Here is a 20,416-nt window from a genome sequence, read left to right on the forward strand (position 1 = left end):
TTGCTTAGTTCTGGGCAACATGCTCAATACGAATCGCAATGCTTGCTCAGTTTGTAAAGCAATGCCACGCTTGAAGCAGCATTACGCCCAGCGATAGCCGAGGTGGTGAACCCCTGATGACGGATTTGGACATCCGCCGACCGGACCGAAGTGCCTACGAACTCGGCGACCGCTATCGCGCCGGATCAGGAGCGGTGCTGCTGACGGGCGTTCAGGCGATCGCCCGCGCGCTCGTCGAACAGCACGTGCGTGACGCCCGGGCCGGACAGCGGACGGCGACGTTCGTCTCGGGTTATCAGGGCAGTCCGCTCGGCGGGGTCGACCGCATGCTGGCCGGGATGCCCGACGTGCTGAGCGCACACGACATCACCTTTGTGCCCGGCCTCAACGAAGAACTCGCCGCGACGTCAGTGTGGGGGAGCCAGACAGAGCTCGGAGCGGGCACGCCGACGCACGACGGTGTGGTCGGGGTCTGGTACGGCAAGGGCCCCGGGCTCGACCGCGCGACCGACGCGCTCCGGCACGCGAACATGTACGGCGCCAACCCCCGCGGCGGCATGCTGCTGCTCGTCGGCGACGACCCGGCGTCGAAGTCGTCCACGGTGCCCGCCGTGAGCGAGCGGTCCCTGGCCGCACTCGGCATCCCGGTGCTGTTCCCGCGCAACGCTCGCGAAATCGTCACGATGGCGATGCACGGGATCGCGTTGTCGAGGGCGTCGGGCTGCGTGGTGGCACTCAAAATCGTTGCCGACGTCGCCGACGGTGCGTGGTCGGTGGACGCGCACGACCTCGACGTCGACATCGTCGTCCCCGAAATCATTTGGGACGGAGAGCCGTTCGTGTACCGACAGCGCCCGATGGCGGCCCCCGCCGACAGCCTGCTGGCCGAGGCCGACCTGTACGGCCCCCGCGCGGAAGTCGTCCGGGCCTACGGCGCTGCCAACCGCCTCGACACCATCGAGCTCGACCCTCCGGACGCACGCATCGGAATCGCGGCCACTGGAACCGCTTTCGACTCGGTGCGGCAGGCACTGTCCGATCTCGGCGCCGACGACTTCGCACTGCGCCACGCCGGCGTGCGGTTGCTGCGGATCGGCATGCCCACCCCGCTGGGTCCCGACACGGTCACCGCGTTCGCCGCAGGGCTCGACGAAATCCTCGTCGTCGAGGACAAGACCGCGTTCGTCGAGACGCAGATGCGGGAGATCCTGTACGGCCGGCCCGGGGCGCCGGCCATCGTCGGCAAGAAGGACGCGCAGGGACGTCTGCTGATCCCCGCGGGCGGCGAGCTGACCGCCGGCCGTCTGCTCGCGCCGCTGCGAAGCGTCCTCGGCACGCGCCTCGACCTCAAGAAGCCGCCACCGCCGCCGTTGACCCTCGAAGTCCTTCCCGCGCAACGCACGGCGCACTTCTGCAGCGGATGTCCTCACAACCGGTCGACCGCTGTCCCCAACGGATCGCTGGCCGGCGGCGGCATCGGCTGTCACACCATGGTGACGATGTCCGGACGCAAGGACAGCGCCGTCACCGGGCTCACCCAGATGGGCGGCGAAGGCAGCCAGTGGATCGGTCAGGCACCGTTCACCGACATCCCGCACTTGTTCCAGAACATCGGCGACGGCACGTTCTTCCACTCCGGCCAGTTGGCGGTTCAGGCCTGCGTCGCCGCGGGCGTGAACATCACCTACAAGCTGCTCTACAACGACGTCGTCGCGATGACGGGCGCCCAGCACGCCGAAGGGGCGCTGGCGGTCGCGACCCTGACGCACAAACTGAAATACGAGGGCGTGCAACAGATCATCATCTGCGCCGAGGAACCGCGGCGACACCGAAAGCGGACGCTGGCCAAGGGCACGCTGGTGTGGCACCGGGATCGCCTCGACGAGGCCCAGAAGGCGCTGCGGGAGGTGAAGGGGGTGACGGTCCTGATCTACGACCAGCACTGTGCCGCCGACGCGCGCAGACAGCGCAAACGTGGCAGTCTGCCACCGCGTACCACCCGGGTGCTCATCAACGAGGCGGTCTGTGAAGGGTGCGGCGACTGCGGCGTGAAGTCGAATTGTCTTTCCGTGCAACCTGTCGACACCGAGTTCGGCCGCAAAACCCGCATCGATCAGACGTCCTGCAACACGGACTACAGCTGCCTCGACGGTGACTGCCCGTCCTTCGTCACTGTCGAGGTGACCGGGAAGAAGCCGGCACCGAAACAGGTGCCGCCGCCGGCGCTGCCCGAACTGGAGGTGGAGCCGATCACGTCCACGCACAATGTGTTCTTCGCCGGGATCGGTGGCACCGGCATCGTGACGGTGAATCAGGTGCTCGCCACCGCGGCGCTGCGCGCCGGTTACGACGTGGAGAGCCTCGACCAGATCGGCTTGAGTCAGAAAGCGGGGCCGGTGGTCTCACACCTGCGTTTCGCCGCGCACAAACTCGATCCCGCCAATCGGATCACTCCCGGCAGCGCGGATTGCATCGTGGCGTTCGACCTGCTGGTCGCTACCGACCCGAAGAACCTCGGGTACGGAGATCCGGCGAAGACGGTGTCGGTGGCGTCGACGAGTAAGACCCCCACCGGAGACATGGTGTACGACAAGACGATTGCGTACCCCGACACGGCATATCTGCTCGACCGGCTGGGCCGGGTGTCGCACGGCGTGCAATCTTTCGACGCCCTGGCAGCCGCGCAGGCCCTGTTCGGCGACACCGCGGCAGCGAACTTCCTGCTGATCGGCGCCGCGTATCAGAGCGGGGCGCTGCGTATTCCGGCAATGGCGGTCGAGGAGGCCATCGAGATCAACGGTGTCGCCGTCGCCGCGAACATCGCCGCATTCCGCTGGGGTCGTATCGCGATCGCCGACCCGGCGCACTTCCACGACGTGGTCTCGCCCGTGCCCGAGCGACGCGTCGTCTCCGCGCCGGCGCACGTGCTGGCGGGCACCTCTTTCACTGGTCACGTCGGCGATCTCGTCGCGCGACGCGCGGCCGACCTCGTCGCGTACGGCAACGACAAGGTCGCACGGCGATATGTGGCGGTGATGGAACAGATCTGGACCGCGGAGCGGGCCGTCGGCGCTCGCACCGAGTTCAGCGAGGCGGTGGCGAGAGGGTTGTACAAGTTCACCGCATACAAGGACGAGTACGAGGTGGCCCGGCTGCTCACCGATCCGCAGTTCCTCGACCAGGTGAGGTCGGAAGTGCCGGGAGGCGAGAAGCTCACCTACAAGCTGCACCCGCCGACGTTGCGGGCGCTGGGCCGCACGTCGAAGATCGGGCTGGGACCGAGAAGCCACGTCGCGCTGCGTGTTCTGGCGAAGGGCAAGCGACTGCGCGGAACCGCGTTCGATCCATTCGGCTACGCACATGTCCGCAGGGTCGAACGGGAACTGCTCGCCGAATACGTCGGCATCGTGACACGGCTCGCCGGCGAACTCGACGACAGCAACTACGATCGCGCCGTCGAGGTGGCCGGCCTGACCGACATGGTGCGCGGCTACGAAGACATCAAGCTCGCCAGCGTCGATGCCTATCGCACCCGATTGTGTGAATTGGGGCTCTGAACCCGCTGCTGCACATGTTTGGTGATCCACTGGGCGGCCAGCTTCACCAGGCCGGACTGCGGGTAGCGCACGTGTGCGTCGAAATCGTCGCCGCGCGAACAGATCGGGTCGCCCGTGTTGCACAGGTCTGCGGTCCTGGCGCCGAAATCCGGGCTCAGGACGGTCAGCGGTCTGCCGAAGCGCGCCGATGGGTTCCCGAAGACGGCGATCGCGGCGACGTGGGGCACCACCGCCAGCGGCAGCGGTGCGGTATAGCCGAGGCCCGCGACGGGTGCGGTCGCGACGACGTCGATGACCGCCGCGCCCTGCGAGTAACCGCCCATCACGATCTTGCTGTCGGGGCAGTACTTGGCGATGGTCTGTACACGTGTGCTGGCGTCGTTGGCGCCCGCGGCCACCTGGGCGAAATCCCACGATGCCGGGTACTTCACCGCGTAGGTGCCGATCGACTGCCCTTTCACCATGGGTCGCAACGTCTCGACAAGTGACCTGCCGACGACACCGAGGCCGGGTGGCTCGTCGGTGCCGCGGGCGAAGACGATCTCGATGTCGTTGCAGCGCGGCGCCGCCACCGATTGCGGGGCGGTCAACGTTGCGGTGGTGGCGAGCATGGTGAGCGCCGATGCCGCGGCGAGCAACTGTCGGCGCGCTCGCGCGGTGGTGGTGCAGACAGCCACGGGCCTCTCCTCGACCTGGCGCGGTTACTGGTGCTGACCGGGATCACGTACCCATTGGTCACATTATTCACTCCTGCCACACCCGGGCAGCGGCGATTCATCATGCGATCCGCCGGCGCTGCCGGCGACGTCTGTCGCAGAGATCAGCGCGGAGGCGCGGAACGCAGGAGGGTGAAGAAGCCGTGCGACGGGTCGTCGTCGCCCGGCGAACCGATGGGTGTGTTCCGGGTGATGGGATGGGTGAGGTCGCGCGTCGACGGGTCGTTGACGTGGGCGGTGTCGGTGACGATGGCGCGTTCGACGATCCTCCACGTCCCGTCCCGCTTCGCGTAGCGGTCGAGGTACCGCCCCCCGACGATGACGTCGACGTCTCGGCCGTCGGCGACGAACGTGTGGGTGGCGATGGTGTAGATCTCACCCTCGGCGGCGTCCCCGTCGATCGCGAAGTCCGCCGTCGTGACGTGGTGCTGCATGGACCGCAGGTAGGGACGTGCCGCGGCGATCTGATCGATGAAGTCGGTTGCCGACCCGGAGGAGAAGCTTCCGTGGGAGTCGGAGGCGTCATGGTGATAGAGGCTCCGCAGCTCGTCGACGTCGCCGCGGTCGACGGCCCGACAGTAGCGGTGCACGAGCTTGCGGAGCTGGTGCTCGTCGAGCATCTCCTGCAGTGCGTCGTCGGCCGTCATAGGGCGCTCACCTTTCAGTCCTGTACAGCTTTGGCGATGGCCACATAACGGGTCAACGCCGTGGAGGCGCCACCATGTGGGCCCTGCAGTTCGGCCACTGCTGCGTGGATGACGCGGATGAGCGTCCACGCTCGGGCGCGGTCTTCGTCGAGTGCGGCTGCGTCGAGGAGTCGGTAGAAGCGGTGCCGGATACCGTCGCGGACGTTGCCGGCCAGAACGTCCCAGCGGTGCCACAGCATCGGGGCGAGCTCGTAGTGCGCGTCTCCGTTGAGGGATTTGGGCGAGATGGCCAGCCACGGTTCGCGGTCGGCGCTGAGCACGTGTCGGTAGTGCAGGTCCCCGTGCAGGACGACCCCTGAGGAGATCGTCTCCGAGGTGAGCTGCCGACTCAGCGCCGTTGCCTGCTCCACCAGCCGGTGTGGAATGGGTGCACCACGCGGCAATTGTTCGAGCGCAGATATCCGCTGTCGTACAACCGCATTGAGCGATGTCAACTGCGGCATCGCCGGCACGTGCAATTGGCGGTACAGGCCGGCAACGATGTCGCACGCCTCGTCCTCGGGCAGGTCCTCCAGGCTCCGCGGGTTGAGACGTTCCACAAGAACCGCCCGCTGGTGAGGATCTGCGCGAAGGAGTCGAACGGCGCCACGGCCTCCCCAGCGCCGCAGCACCAGATGGTCGTGCTCGGATGCGTGGTCGTGCCTGCTGACCCGCAGGACGGCGGCGACATCGTCGTCGGTGCGTACGGGCACGACGTACGCGTCGGAACCGTCGTGGGCGGCTCCGTCGGCGCGCAGCCGCCACGAGTCCAGCAGTCGCTCGGCGGCGCTCGCGACGTCTTTCGAGATCATCAACGGCGTTACGGCTGAGGCTGACCGGCCGACTGCTTGGCCTGCTGTTCTGCGGCATGGGTTTCGATCGCCTTGCCGATGGCGTGTGCCGCCTGGTCGACGAAGCTACTGCCGCTTGCGGTCACCCAGTCGCGGGATGCGATCGGACCCGCGAGTTGCCCCGTGAAGTGGGGAATGACGTACTGCGCGAAGAGTTCGTAGCTGCGCAGCTTCGCGGCGGGCGAGGCCCAGTCGTGATCGAAAAGGAGGAAGGCACCGAAGCCGCCGTTGCTCGCTTCGACGAGTTCCTCGATCTTGGCAACGGCATCGTCGGGAGTGCCGATCACCGCGAAGCCGGAATCCCGGTTGTTCGCGATGATCTCGGCCGGCGTCTCGCCCTGAACGGGACCTGCGGGCAGGATGTGGGTGAAATAGTCGGAGAACTCGGCGATTCCGTACTCGATGTCGCGCTCGGCCTGCTCGCGTGTCTCCGCGAGATGCATCGGTCCCACCAGACGCCACTTGGACCGGTCCGCGACGTGACCGTGCTCCGCCGCCACCTCCTCCCACGTAGTCCAGTGTTGGGCAAGCAAATCCATGCCCTGCTTCGCGGTCGCCGCGATCGACAGCATCCCGATTCCGTGCCTGCCCGCACCGCGCGGACCCGTGGGGGAGAACGACGCCGCAACGGCGATGTCGAAACACGTTTCGCTATACGGCTTCAGCTGCAGCCGCGCGTCCTGCAACGTGAATCCGTCCGTGTGCATGGTGACCGTCTCACCGCGCAGCAAGCGCACGATCGCATCCAGGCACTGTTCCATCCGGGGTCGTTGCTCGTCGGCCGGGATTCCCAGCATGTGCGCATCCGACGTCAGCTGTCCCGGCCCGCATCCCAGCATCACGCGCCCGCGGGTGAGGTGGTCGAGCAGCACCATGCGGTCCGCGAGCATCAGCGGGTTGTGGTACGGCAGCGAGCTGACCCCCGTCCCGAGCTTGATGTGTTTGGTGCGTTCGGCGGCGACGCCGAGGAAAACCTCCGGCGACGCGATGATCTCGAAGCCCGCGGAATGATGTTCGCCCACCCATGCCTCGTGGAAGCCCAGACGATCCATCGCCACGATCAGATCGAGGTCCCGTTCGAGCGCGAGAGTGGGGTTCTGTCCGACGGGATGGAAGGGGGCCATGAAATTTCCGAAGCGCATCTAGCCATTCTGACCGTCGCCCCGGTCCCGCAGGCGGCTTTCGGCGGCCGACCGAGGCTGACGGCGCTCACCGGGTACCAGAGTTGACGTGAACCTCTCGACCCTCACCGCCCGCGCCGGGCAGCAGCTTTCTTCTATCTATCGCCGCAGCGGCGCCGACCTGCCGTTCGGAGACCCGCTGCCCACCCACGGCACCGAGATGGAGGGCTGGTTCTGGCGGTTCTCGGATGCACGCAGCGGACGGGTGGTGGTGGCGCTGTGCAGTGCGAACCGGCATCCCGACGGTGACTGGTCGACCGCGGCCATCGCGTTGCATCCCGGCGGCGCCGTGCGCTCAGCAGCGATCGACGGCGTCACGGCCGCGCGGGATCGGTTTCTGGTGGAGGCCGAATCCGATGGAAATCTGCTCCACGCCGACAACGACAGGCTTCGCCTTGCGATCGGCGACACCGAGGCCGACATGACATTTCGCGACTCCTTCTCGTGGCCGAAGGCATTCGCGGGCGGCGGGGTGTTCTCATCAGTGCCTTTCCTCAACCAGTACTGGCATCCCTATCGGCTCGGTGGGAAGGCGATCGGCACCGTCCGCTCCGGCGACGAATGCTGGACGTTCACCGACGCGACGCTCTACTGCGAACGCAACTGGGGCGCGGGCTTTCCGCGCCGATGGTGGTGGGGGCAGGCGCACGATTTCGGCGGCGCCGACGTGTCCGTGGCGTTCTCGGGCGGGTTGCTGGAAATGGGCCCGCTGCGTCGTGAGGTCACCGGCGTCGTCGTCCGCCTCGGTGACAAGGTCATCAGGCTGACGCCCCCGGCACTGGTGTCCGGTGACTGCGATGTCGAACACTGGCGGATCAAGGCATGGACACCGCGCTACCAGGTGCGCCTTGACGGACACGGAACCGCCGAGCGCCCGCACGTGCTTCCTGTGCCGCTGCCGGGGGAGCGACGCAACATCGACACCGATTACGAGTACCTTGCGGGCCGGCTGCACGTCACCGTCCGCGAATGGGGCAGGATGATCTTCGACGGCACGTCCGACCTGGCCGGCCTGGAGGTCGGCGACCGGCCTTCTTGATCACCGGAGGCATTGAACGTCGCCGGCGGGGTACCTGCACAGGCGTGACGTCAGAGACAGCTGCGCCGTCGACCGAACCGACGAAACTCGCGCGCAAGATCACAGGTCCGCTGCTGTTCCTTTTCATCCTCGGTGACGTCCTGGGTGCGGGCGTCTACGCGCTCATGGGTGAGCTGTCGGCCGAGGTCGGCGGCGTGTTGTGGGCGCCGCTGGCGGTGGCTCTGGTGCTGGCATTGCTCACCGCCGGGTCATATGCCGAGCTGGTGACGAAGTATCCGCGGGCAGGGGGAGCGTCGGTGTTCGCCGAGCGCGCCTTCGGCAAGCCGCTGCTGTCGTTCCTGGTGGGATTCAGCATGCTTGCCGCGGGTGTGACCAGCGCTGCGGGCCTGGCTCTGGCGTTCTCCGGCGACTACCTCGCGACGTTCGTCGACGTCCCTGTCTCGCTGGCCGCCGTGGTGTTCCTCGCTCTGGTGGCATGTCTGAACGCGCGGGGCATCAGCGAATCGCTCAAGTCGAACGTCGTCATGACGGTCATCGAGCTTTCGGGCCTCGTGCTGGTCATCGGGGTTGTCGCCCTGATGGTGGGTCGGGGCGACGGCGACCTCGCACGGGTCGGTGAGTTCCCCGACGGCACCACACCGGCGCTGGCCATTCTCGGCGGCGCCATCCTCGCGTACTACTCCTTCGTCGGCTTCGAGACCTCCGCCAACGTCGTCGAGGAGATCAGAGATCCCAGTCGGGTGTACCCGCGCGCGTTGTTCGGAGCGCTGCTCACCGCCGGCGCGGTCTATGTGCTGGTCGGGCTCGCGAGCGCGATCGCGCTACCGTCGGAGGAACTCTCGCAGTCGTCGGGCCCGCTGCTCGACGTCGTGGCAGCGTCCGGGGCGGCGGTACCAGACTGGTTGTTCAGCCTCATCGCCCTGATCGCGGTCGCCAACGGCGCGCTGCTGACGATGATCATGTCGAGCCGGCTGACGTTCGGTATGTCCGAACAAGGCCTCCTGCCAAGCATTTTCGCGCGGGTGCTGCCCAACCGCCGCACGCCGTGGGTCGCGATCATCGCCACGACTGTGGTCGCGATGCTGCTCACGCTGACCGGAGACCTTTCGACACTCGCCGAGACGGTGGTGCTACTGCTGCTGTTCGTGTTCTTGTCCGCGAACGTGTCGGTGCTCGTGCTGCGCCGCGACCACGTCGACCACGACCATTTTCGAGTCTGGACGTTCGTTCCGATTCTCGGGATCGGCTCCTGCGTACTGCTTCTCACGCAGCAGAGCGCCAAGGTGTGGCTCCTGGCCGCCGCGCTGCTGGCCGTCGGCGTCGTGCTCTACTTCGTCGCCAGGAAGGCGGGGGCCGCGACGGGGGAGCCCAGCAGGTCCGCGTAGACGCTCGGCGCGTGCGTCGGGCAGGAACGGGAAGATGAACCAGTCGTGGATCAGGCCGGCCCGCGACGGAATGTGACCTCGGGAATGCCCTCTGCGAGAACGCGGTCCCGCAATCGCAGCGTGTCCACGGTGAGGAGGTCCCGCGACGAGCTGTACACATAGGTCGGCGGCAGCCCCTGCAAAGCAGGGGATTCGTCGAGACGTCGGTTGCCTCGGACGACGCGGACGCTGACTGGTCGCCCGCGGCGGACTGCCCGTCCTCGGAGGCCCACGCCGGGCCGGCCGTGCCGCAGGCTATCGCCGCGCCCACTCCGGCGGCGGTGGCGAACCCGGCTCGCCTGCGCACTCGATCACGCCATCCGTGGCCTCCCCCCCGAGGTCGTCGACCCAGCCGGGAATGACGATAGCCGGTCGGCTACTTGCCGGGCGATGCCCTGCCTCGTCTCCATTCGTTCGTGCACCCGCAGTGCGTCCGACGACCGTGTCCCCGATGGCCGATGGTTCGGGCGCACACCGCGCTTCAGAGCCTGAATTGGTTTGTGACGCCCGGTCAGGTGGAATAATGCGGCAATGCCGCACACTGACCGGGTGCCCGAACCCGTGTTGGACGACATCCTCCGGTCCGGTGGCGATCTGCGTGTCGGCAGCTTCCGGTTCTGGTTCGTCGGACAGCGGTGGGAATGGTCCGACGAAGTCGCGCGCATGCACGGTTACGAGCCGGGCACGGTCACCCCGACCACCGAGCTTCTTCTGGCACACAAACACCCGGACGATCGCAGGCACGTGCAGGAGTTGCTCGACCAGGCCCTGCACTCGGGCGGCGCGTTTTCCAGCAGGCACCGTTTCATCGACACGAACGAGCGTGAACACACCGTGCTGGTCCTGGCCGACCGGATGCTCGACGACAGCGGCGCCGTCGTGGGTACCGAGGGCTACTACGTCGACCTGACCGCCACGTTGCACGAAGCGCGCCGCGACGCACTCAACAACTCGCTGCCGGACCTGTTCGCCGCGCGCGCCGAGATCGAGCAGGCCAAGGGTGCGTTGATGCTGGTCTACGGGGTCGGCGCCGATCAGGCGTTCGAGCTGCTGCAGTGGCGCTCGCAGCAGACCAACGTCAAGCTGCGGTCGCTGGCCGCCCGGATCGTGGAGGAGTTCCACACCGTGCGTGCCGAACGTGACGACCTGAGGCGGGAATTCGATCATCTCCTGCTGACCGTTCATCAGCGCGTCGGGTGACGGTGCGAGAACGCGTGGAACTCTTGGAAATCGTGCAGGACGTTCGCGACGGCGCCGTCGTGGTCCACGCCAGCGGCGAAGTCGATTCGAGCACAGCCGATTCGCTGTCCGAGGCCCTCGCGTCCGCCGTCGCCGAGGCCGGCACACATCCGACCCGGCTGATGATCATCGATTTGGACGGTGTCACCTATTTCGGAAGCGCAGGGCTCAATGTCCTACTCAACTGCTCCGAGAAGGCCCGCGCGGAGGCTGTCGCGGTGCGCGTGGTGGCGACGAGCGTCGAAGTCCTGCGGCCCATCGAGGTGACGAGGATTGACGCCGTGCTGCCGCCCTACCGGACACTCGGCGAAGCCCTCGCGGCAGCGGACGAAGCGCAGTGAGCGGCACCGCGCCCGGCGGTTCCGCGCCCGCTGACGTCTTCGCCGGTGGCGGTGAGGTCGGTCGACACCATGCGCAGGTGGACTGGGCGGCAACCCCGCTCGGTCCACCTGAAACGTGGCCGCAGAGCCTGTCGACAGCCGTGGGCATTCTGCTGACGTCGAAATTCTCGATGTGGATGGCGTGGGGCCCGGAGCTCACGTTCTTCTGCAACGACGCGTACCGGCGCGACACCCTGGGCCGCAAGTACCCGTGGGCGCTCGGCCGACCGGCGTCGGAGGTATGGGCCGAGATCTGGGACGACATCAGCCCTCGGATCGACCATGTCCTGTCCACGGGTGAGGCGACCTGGGACGCCGCGCTCCTGCTGTTCATCGAGCGCGCCGGCTACCTCGAAGAGTCCTATCACACGTTCTCCTACAGCCCACTGCGCGACGACGACGGACGAGTCGTCGGCTTGCTGTGCGTCGTCAGCGAAGACACGCTGCGGGTGATCGCCGAGCGTCGGATGACGACGTTGCGCGATCTCGGTTCGGACCCCAGCCTGGTGCGCACGGAGGAAGAGATCCTGCGCTTCGCCGACGAGCAACTGTCCCAGAATCTGCGCGACCTCCCGTTCACGCTCACCTACCTGTTCGACGAGCACGGCTCGGCGCATCTGGCAGGCACGAGCGGTATTCCATCGGACCATCCCGCCGCACCCGCACTGCTTCACGGTGAACCCGGTGAGCTCTGGCCACTGGCTGAACCGGCGCAGGGTGAACCTGTCCTCATCGACATCAGTGGTGAGGCGTATCCGCCTCTGCCCAGCGGAGATTGGCGCGATGCTCCGACACAGGCGTTGATCGTTCCGCTGCTGCAACAAGGCGGCTCGCCCAGCGGTTTCCTCGTGGCGGGCCTGAACCGATACCTATTGCTCGACGAGGCGTACCGGGGCTTCGTCACGCTCGTCGCCGGGCATATCGCCGCAGGCATCGGGCTGTCGCGCAGCTACCGCTCCCAGGAGCGGCGGGCCGAGGAGCTCGCCGAACTCGACCGCGCGAAAACCACCTTCTTCTCCAACATCAGCCACGAGTTCCGGACCCCGCTCACCTTGATTCTCGATCCGGTGGCCGAACTTCGCCGTGCCGACAACATCGACGAGAACACCCGTGAAGAGCTCGACGTGGTGTGGCGCAACGGCTTACGGCTCACCAAGCTGGTGAACACGCTGCTGGATTTCTCCAGGATCGAGGCCGGACGTACACAGGCCCTGTATCAGCCGGTCGACCTCGGCGCACTGACCGCCGAACTGGCCAGCGTCTTCCGCTCGGCCATCGAACGTGCCGGGCTGACCTTCGACGTGGACTGTCCGTCCACGGGTGACCCGGTGTTTGTCGACCGCGACATGTGGGAGAAGGTCATCTTCAACCTGCTGTCGAACGCGCTGAAGTTCACCTTCGAGGGCCGGATATCGGTCACGGCTCGCCGCGACCGCGACGAAGCAGTGATCGAGGTGGCCGACACCGGAACCGGGGTACCCGCCAACGAGATGCCGCGCCTGTTCGAACGGTTCCACCGGATCGAGAACGCCAAGGCGAGGTCCAACGAGGGCAGCGGCATCGGTCTGGCTCTGGTCAAGGAGTTGATCGGGTTGCACGGCGGCACGATCGAGGCCGACAGTGCCGAGGGCCGTGGTACCACGTTCACGATCCGCCTCCCGTTCGGTTCGGCGCATCTTCCCGCCGACGCGATCGCCTCAGACGGTGCAAACCGCGCGGCCGTCAGCGGGGCGGACGCCTACGTGGAGGAAGCCCTGCGATGGGTCCCCGGAGACGTGACCGAGGACGTCGACCAAAGCTATTATGCGGCAACGCGATCCGATGTCGATGTGGTGACGGCCTCGACATCGGCGCGGGTATTGATCGCCGATGACAACGCAGACATGCGCGAATACCTGACCCGTCTGCTTCGCGCCGACGGTTATCGGGTGGACGCCGTGGTCGACGGTAGGGAAGCGCTGGAAGCCGTGCGGGCCAACCCGCCGGACATCGTCATCAGCGACGTCATGATGCCGCGGCTCGACGGATTGGGGCTGGTGGCCGAACTGCGCGCCGACCGCCGCACGTCCGCAGTGCCGGTGCTGCTGTTGTCGGCACGCGCCGGGCAGGAAGCGTCCATCAGCGGGCTGCGCGCGGGCGCCGACGACTACCTCGTGAAGCCCTTCGCCGCCGCCGAGCTTCTCGCCAGGGTCCGCGCCAACGTCGAACTCGCCCGGCTGCGCGATGACCATGCCCGTTGGCGCGCAGCGCTTGTCGACTCGCTGCAGGAGGCGTTCTTCGTCTGTGACGAAGACGGCGCCGTCATCGAGCTCAACCCGGCGTTCACCGAGATACTCGGCTACGACGGAGCGGGCCTGCCCTACTCGGCGCCCCACGCGTGGTGGCCGTCCGAGGACATCGACCCCGAAGCGTACAGGCAGGTGGGGGAAGCGTTCGCCAACCTGATGGACGAGTCGCACGGAACCATCACCACGGTGCCCGTCACCCATCGGGACGGCCACCGGCTCTGGGTCACCGCGACATTCACCCGCGCCGAGGACCCCGAGACGGGTCGCGACATCATCGTCGGCAGATGCGCGATGTCACCGCCGAGCGCCACCTCGTTCAGCGTGAGACCGCATTGGCCTCGCTCAACGAGAAGCTGGCCCAGGCGGACACCCTCGACGATGCCGTGCTGGCCGCCGCGGACGAGTTCTCCACCATCTGGCATGCGCGTCGCGTCGTCGCCGCCACGTGGGCCACCGGTGACCAAGCTGATGCAGGCGCGGCCGGACCCGTCCTGGTCAGCGTCGGCGAGCCGACCCTGTGGGAGGGCCTGACCGCCGAAGTGCGCGACGCGATCATCGCCTTGCGCGACGACGACCTGCTCGATCCCGACACGTCGACGCCGGGCGGTGCGGGGATCGCGCTGCGGCATCCGCGCGGGGTGCTGGTGATCTACATCGAACTTTTCGAGCAGCGGCTTTTCACCTCCGAGGACCGCACGCTGCTGACTGTGCTCGCAGGCCGTCTCGGGCAAGGGTTACAGCGCGTCCATCAGATCGACCAGCAGCGCGAAACGGCACTTGCCCTGCAGCACGCCATCCTGGGTCCGTCAGTGTCGAGCGGTTTCGCCGTTCGCTACCAGCCTGCCACCAGCCCGCTCCAGGTCGGGGGTGACTGGTATGACGTCGTCGACCTCGACGACGGCCGGATCGGCCTCATCGTGGGGGATTGCGTCGGGCATGGTCTGGCCGCCGCCACGGTCATGGGGCAGTTGCGCAGCGCCTGCCGAGCTCTGCTGCTGGAGCATCCGAGCCCGGCGGCAGCCCTGTCGGCACTCGACAGGTTCGCAGCCCGACTGCCCGGCGCGCGCTGCACCACGGCCTTTTGCGCAGTACTGGACCCCATGAGCGGCGAAGTCACGTACTCGTGCGCAGGTCATCCGCCGCCGATTCTGGTTCTTGCCGACCGGTCGACGCATCTGCTCGAAGATGCGCGGGCCACGCCCCTCGGGCTCAAGGACCCCCCGCACCGCATGGAGGCCACCGAGACGATGCCCGCGCGGGCCACCTTGCTTCTCTACACCGATGGCTTGGTGGAACGCCGCCGCGAGTCCATCGACGACGGCATCGCGCGCGCCACCGACGTCGTCCAGGACAACCGGGCCACCGCACTGGACGATCTCGCGACCGTCATCATGGCGAGGCTTGCGCCCGCGGATGGGTATCACGACGATGTGGCGCTCCTTCTGTACCGGCAACCCGCACCGCTCGACCTCGACATGGCCGCGAATGTCGAAGAGTTGGCGGCCAGCCGCAACGCCCTGCGCGGTTGGCTGGAAAGTGCGGGCGTGCCGGCCGACCAAGCGCTGGACGTGCTCATCGCTGCTGGTGAGGCGCTCGCCAACGCGATCGAGCACGGTCACCGCGACAGCCCCGACGGGAGGGTCCGGCTGTACGCGATCGCTCTACCCGACCGTCTGCAGCTGACGGTCACCGACACCGGAAGTTGGAAGACCCCCGCGGCGATCCCATCCCTGCACAGGGGGCGGGGCATCGCACTGATGCGGGCACTGATGCACGATGTCACCATCGAGTCCGAGACCACCGGCACCACCGTGCACATGAACACGAGGATCGCTTGATGGCCACCCCGCTGCAGCTGAGCACCGACCGTCGCGACGACGGTCGCATCGTGCTGACCGCTGTGGGCGAACTCGACCTCAGCAATGTGGGCGTGTTCACCAGCGCGCTCCGGCAGGCTGCGGCCGGCACCGACGGCTCCCCGCTGCACATCGACCTGAGTGCGGTCGAGTACCTCGACAGCGGGGCCATCAACGTGCTCTTCGATCACGCGGATGCGATCGACCTCGTCGTGAACCCGATGCTGCTGCGGGTGCTGACGGTCAGCGGACTGACCGACGTCGTCACCGTCAAGCCTGCGCCAGGGAGCTGACCTGCTCGCCCCGCACCTGCTTCAATGCTCGCTCTGCTTGCGGGCCCGCGCGCGGCGTTTCCCCTCATGCATCGCGGCCACCCTCGCAACAGGGATGGTGCGACCGTGTTCGATCAGGTCGTCCGGCAGCCGCTGGGGAGGGGGCATCTCGTCGACCCACGGGTCCCGTCCGGCGAGGGCGTCGAGGGCGGTGTGCACGGTGAAATCGGCAGGTTGCACGCGGTCGAGGTCTGACCACGCGATCGGGAACGACACCGGGGTCCCTGCGCGAAGTCGAGGGCTGTAGGCGGCGGCGACCGTCGCGCCACCCGCGCGGGTGGCATCCACGAACACCTTGCCCGCGCGGTCCTCGACGATGAAGGCCGTCGTGGCGATCGACGGGTCGTGAGCTTCGGCCCGGGCGGCCAACGCGCGGGTGGCGGCGGCCACGTCGTCCACGGGCGCGCTGTCGTCGATCGGCACGAAGATGTGCACGCCGCGTGACCCGCTGGTTTTCACGGCCCCGGACAGGCCACTGTCGGCGAGCGCCTGACGTACCAGGTGCGCCACGGCCACCACCGCGGAGAAATCGGCCGCAGTGGGCGGGTCGAGGTCCAGGATCAGATGCGTCGGGCGGTAGATGTCGTCGGCGAGGCCGAGAGCCGGGTGGTATTCGATCGCGCGCTGGTTGGCCAGCCACAGCAGAGTGCGCCTGTCGTCACACAGCGCATAGTGGATCTCACGCCTCGACGCTTCTGCCCAGATACCGACGGTGCGGACCCATTCGGGCGTGTACTTGGGGACGTTCTTCTGCATGAACGGCGCGCGTCCGCGTAACGCGCGCAGCACCGTCAGCGGCCGGCCCGCCAGCACGGGCAGGATCCGGTCGGCGACGGCGTCCAGGTAGTCGACGAGGTCGCGTTTCGTGGCACCCGAATCTTCGGCGAGTTCTTGATCCAGGTTGGTCAGGTCCACCCCGGCCCGCTGCTCGTCGGTGGTCATCGACCCAGCCTATGGGCCGGAGGTTCGCGAAACGGGGCTCTGCCAACATAAGTCGGGATTCCGCCGCGACATCCGCGATCGACGGCTTAACGTTTGGGTTCATATGGACCGGAGCCCATCGAGGGAGCCCGACGATCCGCCCACCGCGGTCGCCACGGCGACACCTGCTGCCGCGACGGCGGACACCCCTGCGCTACCGCAGGTGGACGATCAGGAGAAGCCCGGCCGCGAACTGCGCGGATGGATCCACCATTTCGTCGCCGGTGTCGCGTTCGCCGTCGCGATCCTGACCATCTGGCAGGTGTTCCGTCCGCTGTCGCAGGGCAGCCAGTTCTACCTCATCGTCTTCCTGTCCGGATCCCTACCACTGGTGTATCTCGTCTACCGATCAGGGTGGGGAAGGCTCGACCCGCAGGATCGGCCCGGCGCGCTCGACTGGGTACTTGCGACGCTGACCCTCGCGGTGTGCCTCTATCCGGTGCTGCCTCTGCGTATCGGATCCGCCGGCGGCGGCTACAACGAATTCCTCGACCGCCAGGGCACGCTCGAACCGGCCGACGTCGTCATGGGCGCGCTGCTGCTCGTGCTCATCCTCGAAGCCTGCCGACGGACCACTGGGTGGGCGCTGCCCATCGTGTGCGCGGTGTTTCTGGCATACGGCTACTACGGGGGACTGTTGCCCCAGGGGTGGGCGATCGCCCACGCAGGCCTTGATTTCGACCAGATCATCGACGCGCTGTACAACTCGGGCAGCGGGTTCTTCGGTACTCCGCTGGATGTCGCGGCGACCTACATCGTGCTGTTCACCATCTACGGCGCCGTTCTCGAATTGTCCGGGGGCGCGCGGTTCTTCGTAGATCTCTCGGTGGCCGCGTTCCGCCGGTCGCGCAGCGCCGCCGGCCGGACCGCGGTCGCTTCGGGGTTCCTGCTCGGCACGGTGTCCGGCTCGGGAACGGCGACCGCGGTCAGCGTCGGTGCGGTGACCTGGCCGATCATGCGGCGTGCCGGTTACACGCCCGAACGTGCCGGTGGAGTGCTCGCCGCGGCCGGGGTCGGGGCGTTGCTGTCTCCGCCGACCCTCGGCGCGGCGGCGTTCATCGTCGCCGAGTACCTCGAGGTCTCGTACCTGACGGTGCTGGGCTGGGCCATGATCCCGACGGTCCTCTACTACCTCGGCATTCTGCTCGCGGTGGAGATCGACGCCAGACGGTTCGGGATGAGGGCCGCGCATATGGAAACGCAGTCAGCGTGGAAGCTGTTGCGCCGCTTCGGTTATCACTTCTCATCCCTGATTGCGATCGTGGTGCTGCTGGCAATCGGGATGTCCGCGACCAGGGCAGTGGTGTACGCGACGGCGCTCGCCTTCGTCCTGTCCTTCCTGGATCGTCGCTACCGGCTGACCCCGCGACGGCTGTTCGACGCCCTCAGCGCAGGAGTGCGCGGCGTACTGCCCGTCGTCGCGGTGTGCGCGGCGGCCGGTGTGATCACCGCGATGACGACCAAAACCGGTCTGGGCGCGCAGTTCTCGTCGGTCCTCGTCGGCGGCGTCGACGCATTGACCGACAACCGCACGCTGATGCTCGCCCTGACGGCGGTCTTCGCCGCCGTCGCACTTGCCCTTCTCGGCCTTGCCATTCCGGTGACCGCCTCGTTCGTCATCGGCTGGGTGATCATCGGGCCCGCTCTGCTGGCCCTCGACGTGCCGGCTCCCGCAGCCGCGATGTTCGTCTTCTACTACTCGGTGCTGTCGGAGGTCACGCCGCCCACCGCGCTTGCGGCCGTCGGCGCCTCCGCGGTCACCGGCGGGCGGGCGATCCCGACGATGTGGCAGGCGCTGCGCTACGCGGCACCTGCATTCCTGGTGCCGATTGCGTTCGTGCTGACCGACCCGGGTGAGTATCTCCTGGGCCGCGGGCCGTGGCTCGGAGTCGTCTGGGCGTCGGTGGTCGCCTGCGTCGGGATCGTCGCCTTGTCGTTCGCCGCGGGCGGCTGGGCGCTCGGCGCCGGCGCGATGGGCCGAATCTCGCGGCTTCTCACCGCGATTGCGGCATTGCTGTTGCTCTTCCTGAGTCCCGTCACGATCGCGGCGGGATCTGTGTGTCTGCTGGGTGCGTTGGCGCTCACCTTCATCGTCAACAAGAGGAGACCGACATGAGGATGACCGACATGAGGATGACCGACATGAGGATGACCAACATCGGGATGACGAACATGAGACGCCCCGTGACGGTGTTCGCTGCAGTACTGCTCGCCGCGGCCGCGGCTACGGCCTGCGGGGGAAGGCAGGACGCCCCGGCTGCCGACTCCGGTGGCGAGATCACCTGCGAGGTGGGCTCGGACACGCGGGTCAGCATCGCCACCGGAAACTCGACCGGCGTGTACTTCTCGCTCGGCAACGCCTACGCCGAACAGATCTCGGCCGCCACCAACGGCACTGTCAAAGCCACCGCCGCGGAGACGGGCGCGTCGGTGCAGAACATCGAACAGCTGGTCGCGGGCAGCTACCAGGTCGCGTTCTCACTCGCCGACACCGCGTCCGACGCGGTCGAAGGGACAGGCAGCTTCGACGGTGAGGAGCAGCCGATCCAGGCCATCTCGCGTATCTATCCCAACTACACACAGGTCGTCGCCCGCAAGGACAGCGGCATCACGTCGATCGCCGACATGCGGGGCAAGCGGGTGTCGACGGGGTCGCCGGGCTCGGGTACCGAGGTGATCGCGAACCGGCTGCTGGAGACGGCCGGTCTGAACCCCCAGTCCGACGTCGCCGCCCAGCGACTCGATCTGACCAAGACCGTCGACGGAATGAAGGACGGGTCGATCGACGCGCTCTTCTGGTCCGGCGGTCTGCCGACACCGGGCATCACAGACCTGTTCACCTCGATCGGCAACGACGTCGGCTTCATCGACATCACCTCGCAGCTGGGCCCGATGGCCGAGATCAGCCCCGCCTACGAGGAGGGTCTCATCCCGGCGGCCACCTACAGGCAGCCCTCCGACGTGCCGACCATCGTGGTGCCCAACATGCTCCTGGTGCGGGACGATCTCGACGCCAATCTCGCGTGCGTGCTGACGAAGGCGCTGTTCGAGAAACAGCCCGAGCTGGCCGAAGTCGTCGGAGCCGCCAAAGGAATCACGTTGGAAAACGCCCGCAATACCGATCCCGTTCCGCTGAACCGCGGCGCCGAACTCGCGCTCGACGAGCTGAACGCACCGAAATAGCTCACGAGGCGAGTGCACCGCCCTATGCCTGGTGAGGGCCGCCACCGCGCCCCAATTCGTTTGCTGTGCTTACTGCTGTGGGAATGTTGCGAGTTAGCTGTGTAATTTCACCCCAAGTGTGAGACGGTGGACACTCCCAACCAGGCGACCGTGTACCCGACCCCCAAGGAGTGTCCGAATGACCCGCGTCCGTTCCGCCGTCCTCGCTCGCAGTGCGAAAGCGCTTGGGGTGGTGGGGCTCGGCGCATTCGGCGCCATGGCGTTCATCGGCCTGGGCTCGGGCGTGGCCGGCGCCGACATCGAAGAAGTCGCACCCGGTCCCATCGTCACCAGCCGTCAGGCGTCCGAGAACTCGGTGATCCGTATCAACGATCCTGGCGTCGCCCGCGGGATCTCAGAGGCCCGCCTCGGCGACGCAGGAGTCGTCAACGCGCAGGGTGAGGTCCGCGACAGCACGAAGGCGGTCAACGGGACCAGGTCCCGGCCGTTCCGCGGCGGCTACGCACCGGGCCCCGCCATCGGCGACTGGTGATCTGACCGCCGCATCGCGGTTGGCGCAGCCCTCTGCCCGAAGCTGCAGCTCAAGCTGTGAATTCGCTGTCAACCCTCGATTGACAGCGAATGCTTTGACGGGCTAGATGTATGACACGCGACACACCATGTGTCACGCGGGCGGCTGCTGTAAGGCCGATGGCAGGCCTGA

Annotated in this window: 14 protein-coding genes and 1 pseudogene; 10 read left to right on the forward strand and 5 right to left on the reverse strand. The window is 67.3% G+C overall.

What is annotated here, in order from left to right; translation table 11 throughout:
- Window positions 1-116 precede the first annotated feature (116 nt).
- The gene (locus ACAG24_RS13595; RefSeq protein ID WP_370472760.1) at window positions 117-3,557 is read left to right on the forward strand and encodes an indolepyruvate ferredoxin oxidoreductase family protein; all 3,441 of its coding nucleotides are present in this window, start codon (window positions 117-119) and stop codon (window positions 3,555-3,557) included.
- Here the strand turns inward: ACAG24_RS13595 and ACAG24_RS13600 are convergent.
- The 4 genes from ACAG24_RS13600 to ACAG24_RS13615 form a co-directional block, all read right to left on the reverse strand.
- Entirely contained in the window at window positions 3,524-4,168 is a 645-nt protein-coding gene (locus ACAG24_RS13600; protein WP_370473066.1) for a cutinase family protein, read from the reverse strand. The two genes, ACAG24_RS13595 and ACAG24_RS13600, sit on opposite strands and share 34 nt — an antisense overlap.
- A 209-nt stretch (window positions 4,169-4,377) precedes the next feature.
- A complete protein-coding gene (locus ACAG24_RS13605; RefSeq protein WP_370472761.1) occupies window positions 4,378-4,920 on the reverse strand; it encodes a nuclear transport factor 2 family protein in 543 nt (180 codons plus the stop codon).
- Window positions 4,921-4,934: 14 nt separating this feature from the next.
- Entirely contained in the window at window positions 4,935-5,771 is an 837-nt protein-coding gene (locus ACAG24_RS13610; RefSeq protein WP_370472762.1) for an aminoglycoside phosphotransferase family protein, read from the reverse strand.
- An 8-nt stretch (window positions 5,772-5,779) separates the two neighbouring features.
- Window positions 5,780-6,952, reverse strand: coding sequence for an LLM class flavin-dependent oxidoreductase (locus ACAG24_RS13615; protein WP_370472763.1), 1,173 nt, complete (start codon window positions 6,950-6,952; stop codon window positions 5,780-5,782).
- 88 nt (window positions 6,953-7,040) lie between these two features.
- Between ACAG24_RS13615 and ACAG24_RS13620 the strand changes: the two genes are divergently transcribed.
- The 6 genes and pseudogenes from ACAG24_RS13620 to ACAG24_RS13645 all read left to right on the forward strand — a co-directional run bounded on the left by ACAG24_RS13620 (window position 7,041) and on the right by ACAG24_RS13645 (window position 15,510).
- Window positions 7,041-8,030 (forward strand): tocopherol cyclase family protein, encoded by a 990-nt coding sequence (locus tag ACAG24_RS13620; RefSeq protein WP_370472764.1) that lies wholly within the window; start codon window positions 7,041-7,043, stop codon window positions 8,028-8,030.
- Between the two features lie 44 nt (window positions 8,031-8,074).
- A complete protein-coding gene (locus ACAG24_RS13625) occupies window positions 8,075-9,415 on the forward strand; it encodes an APC family permease (protein WP_370472765.1) in 1,341 nt (446 codons plus the stop codon).
- 570 nt (window positions 9,416-9,985) lie between these two features.
- Window positions 9,986-10,654: a PAS and ANTAR domain-containing protein gene (locus tag ACAG24_RS13630; protein ID WP_370472766.1), complete on the forward strand. Its 669-nt coding sequence runs from the start codon at window positions 9,986-9,988 to the stop codon at window positions 10,652-10,654.
- A 14-nt stretch (window positions 10,655-10,668) separates the two neighbouring features.
- Window positions 10,669-11,034, forward strand: a complete 366-nt coding sequence (locus ACAG24_RS13635; protein WP_370472767.1) for an STAS domain-containing protein — start codon at window positions 10,669-10,671, stop codon at window positions 11,032-11,034.
- Window positions 11,031-15,199, forward strand: a pseudogene (locus ACAG24_RS13640) (SpoIIE family protein phosphatase). The gene ACAG24_RS13635 and the pseudogene ACAG24_RS13640 overlap by 4 nt, the downstream one beginning before the upstream one ends.
- Window positions 15,199-15,510, forward strand: a complete 312-nt coding sequence (locus ACAG24_RS13645) for an STAS domain-containing protein (protein ID WP_370472768.1) — start codon at window positions 15,199-15,201, stop codon at window positions 15,508-15,510. Before ACAG24_RS13640 ends, ACAG24_RS13645 begins: the two are co-directional and overlap by 1 nt.
- Window positions 15,511-15,531: 21 nt before the next feature.
- Here ACAG24_RS13645 and ACAG24_RS13650 read toward each other — a convergent pair whose 3' ends face one another.
- A complete protein-coding gene (locus ACAG24_RS13650) occupies window positions 15,532-16,491 on the reverse strand; it encodes a DNA polymerase domain-containing protein (RefSeq protein WP_370472769.1) in 960 nt (319 codons plus the stop codon).
- Between the two features lie 103 nt (window positions 16,492-16,594).
- Here ACAG24_RS13650 and ACAG24_RS13655 point away from each other — a divergent pair, with 103 nt between their 5' ends.
- The 3 genes from ACAG24_RS13655 to ACAG24_RS13665 all read left to right on the forward strand — a co-directional run bounded on the left by ACAG24_RS13655 (window position 16,595) and on the right by ACAG24_RS13665 (window position 20,245).
- A complete protein-coding gene (locus tag ACAG24_RS13655; protein WP_370472770.1) occupies window positions 16,595-18,646 on the forward strand; it encodes a TRAP transporter permease in 2,052 nt (683 codons plus the stop codon).
- A gap of 56 nt (window positions 18,647-18,702) precedes the next feature.
- Window positions 18,703-19,713, forward strand: a complete 1,011-nt coding sequence (locus tag ACAG24_RS13660) for a TAXI family TRAP transporter solute-binding subunit (RefSeq protein WP_370473067.1) — start codon at window positions 18,703-18,705, stop codon at window positions 19,711-19,713.
- Window positions 19,714-19,891: 178 nt separating this feature from the next.
- Window positions 19,892-20,245 (forward strand): hypothetical protein, encoded by a 354-nt coding sequence (locus tag ACAG24_RS13665; protein ID WP_370472771.1) that lies wholly within the window; start codon window positions 19,892-19,894, stop codon window positions 20,243-20,245.
- The last annotated feature ends 171 nt before the right edge of the window (window positions 20,246-20,416 follow it).

Origin of the sequence: Mycobacterium bulgaricum, assembly GCF_041287165.2 — a bacterium.
GTDB lineage: Bacteria > Actinomycetota > Actinomycetes > Mycobacteriales > Mycobacteriaceae > Mycobacterium > Mycobacterium bulgaricum.